Origin of the sequence: Longimicrobium sp., from assembly GCF_036554565.1 — a bacterium.
In the GTDB taxonomy this organism is placed as follows: Bacteria; Gemmatimonadota; Gemmatimonadetes; order Longimicrobiales; family Longimicrobiaceae; genus Longimicrobium.
This window is the reverse complement of the sequence record NZ_DATBNB010000847.1, coordinates 1-4,605: the sequence shown is the minus strand read 5'-3', so window position 1 is coordinate 4,605 and position 4,605 is coordinate 1. Positions and strand designations below refer to the sequence as shown.

The window sequence follows — 4,605 nt, the reverse complement described above, 5'->3', positions numbered from 1 at the left end:
CACCCCGTGGATGCTGCCCAGCATCCCCATCCGGCGGCTGGCGAAGATGATGGTGGCGAAGGCGGAGCCCAGCACCAGCACCGTCCAGTGCCAGCGGAAGACCCACGGAAATCCCGCCGCCACCACGCCCCCACCAAAGTGCACCAGCTTGCGCGTCCATTCCGGCGGCGGGTTCCCGAGCCGCTTCCATGCCTCCGCCCCGGCGAACAGCAGCAGCAGCACGGCCGAGACGATCGCCGCGCGCGCCACCTCTCCCGCCACCGTGCCGAAGGGCGGAAGCAGCGAGTCCATCACGCCGCCACCTCGTCCACGTGCAGGGCGCCGTAGAACCACGCCAGGTCGCGCGCATGGAGCGCGTCCGCAACCTCGCGCAGCGGCTTCACTTCGCCCGCGAGCGCGTCAGGCCGGGCACGCGGGGCCAGCAGGTTCCAGTAGACGAGCCGGGCGCCGGGGGCGGCGCGGTCCACCAGGGCGGCGTAGCACCGCTCGTGCTCCGCCGGGCTCATGTACTCGAAGATGTCCGACAGGTTGTAACCGTCGACCGGGCCGTCCGTGGCGGATTCGATGGGACCCCGCACCAGGCGCACGCGGTCCAGCCGCGAGCGGATGGCATCGAACCACTGCGGCCGCAGGTAGCGGGGCAGGGCCTCGGGCGGGTAGTGGCCCGTCATGATGCGGGCGGCGTACGGGTTGGTGTGCACGGGGAGCGCGGTCAGCGCGTGGCGGGTGCGCGCCAAAATGCGCGAGCCGACGGAGCCTTCCACGTGCGAAAAGAACGCGGGGTCGCGCCCCATCCGCCCCATCACCGCGCGGCTGAAGAACAGGCGGAACATCATCCGCCACCGCCAGGTGTTCCACTCGCGCTCGTAGAACTCCTCGCGCTCCACCCGCGAGCGGGGCGTCATCAGGCGGTCGATGCGGTGGCGGGAATGGACCAGCGGCAGCACGCGGTCGCGGAACGTCCGCAGGTAGCGCTCGAACTTTCCGGCGTGGATTACCCCGGCCGCCACCGTGTCCGCTTGCGCGTCCCAGAACTGGCGGCTGGAGGAGGAGAGGTCCGTCCGCAGCCGCGAGTACGTCCGCGGCCGCTCGTCCGACAGCGTTACGCCCAGGAAGGCCAGCAGCTGCGCGTGCTCCAGCCGGCGGAAGGCGGCGATCCGCAATTCCACGCACGCCAGCTGCGCCGGGCTCAGGTCCGCGGCGACGACCTCCGCCGGGTCCAGCGTCAGCAGCGCCAGCGCGTTGTCGCCCGCGGAGGCGATGGAGAGGAGCCGGCCACCGTGGGCCACGGGGGCCAGCGCCTCGCACAGCACGTCCGCGTCTTCCCAGACGCTGGCGTAGCGGATGAACGCGAACGAGGCGTGGCTGTCGATGCCGCCCATCTACCCCTCCGCCCCGTCCAGCCGCCGCAGCGTTCCCGCGGTGCCGTCCATCTCCACCATCTCGCCGTCGCGCAGCGTTTCCATCAGCCCCGGAATGCCCACGATGCAGGGCAGGGCCAGTTCCCGTGCGACGATGGCCGAGTGGCTGAGCAGCGACCCGCGCTGCACGAGCACCCCCTCCACGGCGGGAAAGATGAGCGTCCACCCGGGGTCCGTGCGCTCCGCGACCAGGATGTGGCCAGCCAGCTCCCCCGCGTGGTGCGGGTCGCGGACGATGCGCACCGGCGCGCGCACCACGCCCGGCGAGCACCCGGTTCCGCGCAGCTCGCCCGAAGGCGCCACCGGGGGGACGAGCGCGGCGACGTAGTCCGCCGCCGGGCCGCGGGTCTCGAAGCGGTCCGGCGGGCCGGGGGCGCGCTCGTACGCGGCGAACTCCGCGTGGCGCAGCTTCGCGAGCGAGCGCAGGTCCGCCGTCACTCCCGTGCCGTCCAGGTGCGCAAAGATCTCGTCCACGCGCAGGTACAGGACGTCGCGCCCGTCATCCAGCCGCCCGGTTTCCGCCAGCCGCGCGCCGATCCCCAGGAAGATGCGCCGCACCGCGCCGAACACGCGCGTCCGCTCGAACCGCAGGTTTTCGCGGTCGCGGATTCGCGTCCGTGCCTGGTTGAGGACCGCGAAGAACACGCGCTGGCGCACGCCGCCCAGCCGCTGGCGGACCGTGGCTTCGGCTGCGGCGCGCACCTCCGCCTCGTGATGGCCGCTGTCCTGTCTGGTGCCCGCCTGTGCATACGTGCGAATCAGGCGGACGATGAACGACGGGTCGTCGCCGTGCGTCAGCGTTTCCAGCTTCAGCTCGTTGGCGCAGCGGTCGCCGAACTGGTCCAGGTACGCGCGCACCTCGCCGTGGAAGGGAGCGAAGGCCGATTCGCTTCCCAGCCGCCGCCACAGGCGCTCGTCGTCCCCCTCGGCCGCGAAGACGGCGGAGAGCGCGGAGTCGGCTGCCACACGTTCCGCCATCGCCAGCACGCGCTTCGCGGGCTCGGTGCTGATGATGCCACCCTCGCCGACGAGCAGGTCGTTCGCCAGCGTGGGAGGCGAGCCGGGGAGCCATTTCTCCACCAGCCGCACCAGCACGCCGAAGAAGATCATCGCGAAGAAGTCGTTCACCAGCGGCGCGCGCCAGTGGCGCAGCAGCTTGCCTTCGAGGTCTCGGTAGATGGCGGCGAGCTCGTCCGCCGGGCGCGTGGAAAGGTCCACCCCCGCCAGCGGGTTCAGCGCGGCATCCACCCTGGCGTGAAAGGCGGGCACCTCGCGCTTCAGCGAGCGCTGCGCCGCGATCAGCCGCCACGCCATCTTCACTGTGCGCCCGGTGTCTTCCCACTTTCCCGCCACCGTTGCGACGGTGGGCGGATCGGAAAGCTTCTCGTGCACGCCCATCATCCGCTCCATGAACTCGCGGTTGACGGTGTAGCCCGGAAGCAGCGCCAGCACGCGGTACCAGTTGAGCAGGTTGTAGTACACGCGCCCGCCGATCAGCCCCAGCATGTTGGCGAACGTGTGCCGGTGCTCGTCCAGCAGGTGCTCGCTCACCCCGAGCAGACGGCAGAACTGCAGGTACACCTGCTCGTAGACCGAGCGCGCGAAGCTGAACGTCAGCGGCGTCGTCACCCCGCTGTAGCTTTCGACGATGTTGCTGTTGTCCCACAGCCGCACCTCGCCATCCGCCACGGGTGTAACGCTCCGCGGCGGCTCCGGCGCCGGCTCGCCCAGCGTGGTGATGGGGCGCGTCTGCAGGATGCAGAGCGGCCGCTCACCGCCGTCGCCCCGTGCGGGAAGCGCCCACTCCACGTCCTGCGGCGCGCCGAAGTGGTCCGCCAGCCGGCGCGCCGCCGTGGCGATCCGCCGCGCCTCGTCCTCCGACAGCGCAGGACGCGCGCGGAGGCCGGGCGCCACCTCCACCATCCTGCTGCCGCCGTCCGGCTCCAGGCGTACCGCGCGGTCCTTTTCCGCCACCTGCGCCTGCACGGGCCCCGCCTCGTCGCCCGTGAACGGGACGCGATAGGTGTCCGCATCGAGGTCGCCACTCACCAGCCCCTCGCCCAGGCCGTAGACGGCGCTGACGACCGCCGTGGACGGATCGCCGTGCACCGGGTCCGCCGAAAACGCCACGCCGGCGGCTTCCGCGTCAACCATCGCCTGGATCAGCACCGCCATGCGCGGCGGCGCGCCCCCGTGCCGGTTTCGATACGCCACCGCATGCGCGCTGAACGCGGACGCCCACACGCGCCGGATCGCATCCCACAGCGCGTCTCCGTCCGCGCGGACACCCAGGACGGTGTCGAACTGCCCCGCGAACGACGCTTCCGCCCCGTCCTCGTCCACCGCGGACGACCGCACCGCCAGCAGCGATCCGCTGAGCCCCGCGCTGTCCAGCGCACCTGTGACCTCCGCATGGAATTCCGCGGGCAACTCCATCGACTGCACGCGCGTGCGGACGGTGTCGGGATCAGTCTGCGGGGATGCTCCATCGACGACGAGCCGGTCGAACACGGCCGCGGTGATCACGATCCACGGGGGAACGCCGATCCCCGCATCCGCGAGCAGGGCCAGGTTGCGCGCCTTGCCGCCGACGACGGATGCCGGAGCCGGCTCGCCGCCGGGGACGAGGACGAAGGAGGGAAAAACGGCCGCGCCCGTCACGAAACCAGCAGCGGCACGATGCCGAGCAGGATGTACGAGGCCAGGGTCCACAGCCCGCTCGCCACCTCCACCTGCTTTCCGCCCGCGGTGGTCGGCGTCCGCAGGAAACGCAGCGCGGGTGTGGCGAAGGCGACGAGGAGGATCGACAGTGCGATTCCTGTGAAGAGCGCCGTACTCACGGGGTACGACGCGAGCCACACGAGTACGCCAGCCGTCACCAGCCAGATGATCCACACCGCCGGCGCCGCGCGGACGCCCCACGCTGACGTGTACGTGTCGACGCCCTCGCGCTCGTCACCGGGCGCGCGGATCTTCCGCCCGACTTCCACCAGGATGCCGTTCGCGAACGCCAGGGCCAGGAAGAGGGGGAGCTCGCGGGGAGGTGCGCTGCCCGACGCCAGCCAGTCCAGCCCGGTGAGGTAGGCGAACAGCAGCGGCATCACCACCATGTGGCTGAGCAGGTAGGCCGCGGGGCGGGCGCGCAGCCAGTCGGGCGCAAAGAACTCGCGGGCCATCAGCGCCG

At 71.7% G+C, this 4,605-nt stretch carries 2 protein-coding genes and 2 pseudogenes; all 4 read right to left on the bottom strand.

Annotation, left to right across the window (positions count from 1 at the left end; all coding sequences use genetic code 11):
- Window positions 1-294: pseudogene (locus VIB55_RS23890) on the bottom strand (hypothetical protein); the annotation flags it as partial.
- Window positions 291-1,382 carry a DUF3419 family protein gene (locus VIB55_RS23885; protein ID WP_331879192.1) on the bottom strand — a complete coding sequence of 364 codons (1,092 nt, stop codon included), beginning with the start codon at window positions 1,380-1,382 and terminating at the stop codon, window positions 291-293. The gene VIB55_RS23885 and the pseudogene VIB55_RS23890, both read right to left, overlap by 4 nt.
- A complete protein-coding gene (locus VIB55_RS23880; protein WP_331879191.1) occupies window positions 1,383-4,082 on the bottom strand; it encodes a PEP/pyruvate-binding domain-containing protein in 2,700 nt (899 codons plus the stop codon).
- Window positions 4,079-4,605: pseudogene (locus VIB55_RS23875) on the bottom strand (hypothetical protein); the annotation flags it as partial. The pseudogene VIB55_RS23875 and the gene VIB55_RS23880, both read right to left, overlap by 4 nt.

What these genes read in the sequence shown, in the direction of transcription:
- VIB55_RS23885 (WP_331879192.1), bottom strand. Translation starts at nt 1,382, where the DNA reads ATGGGCGGCATCGACAGCCACGCCTCGTTCGCGTTCATCCGCTACGCC.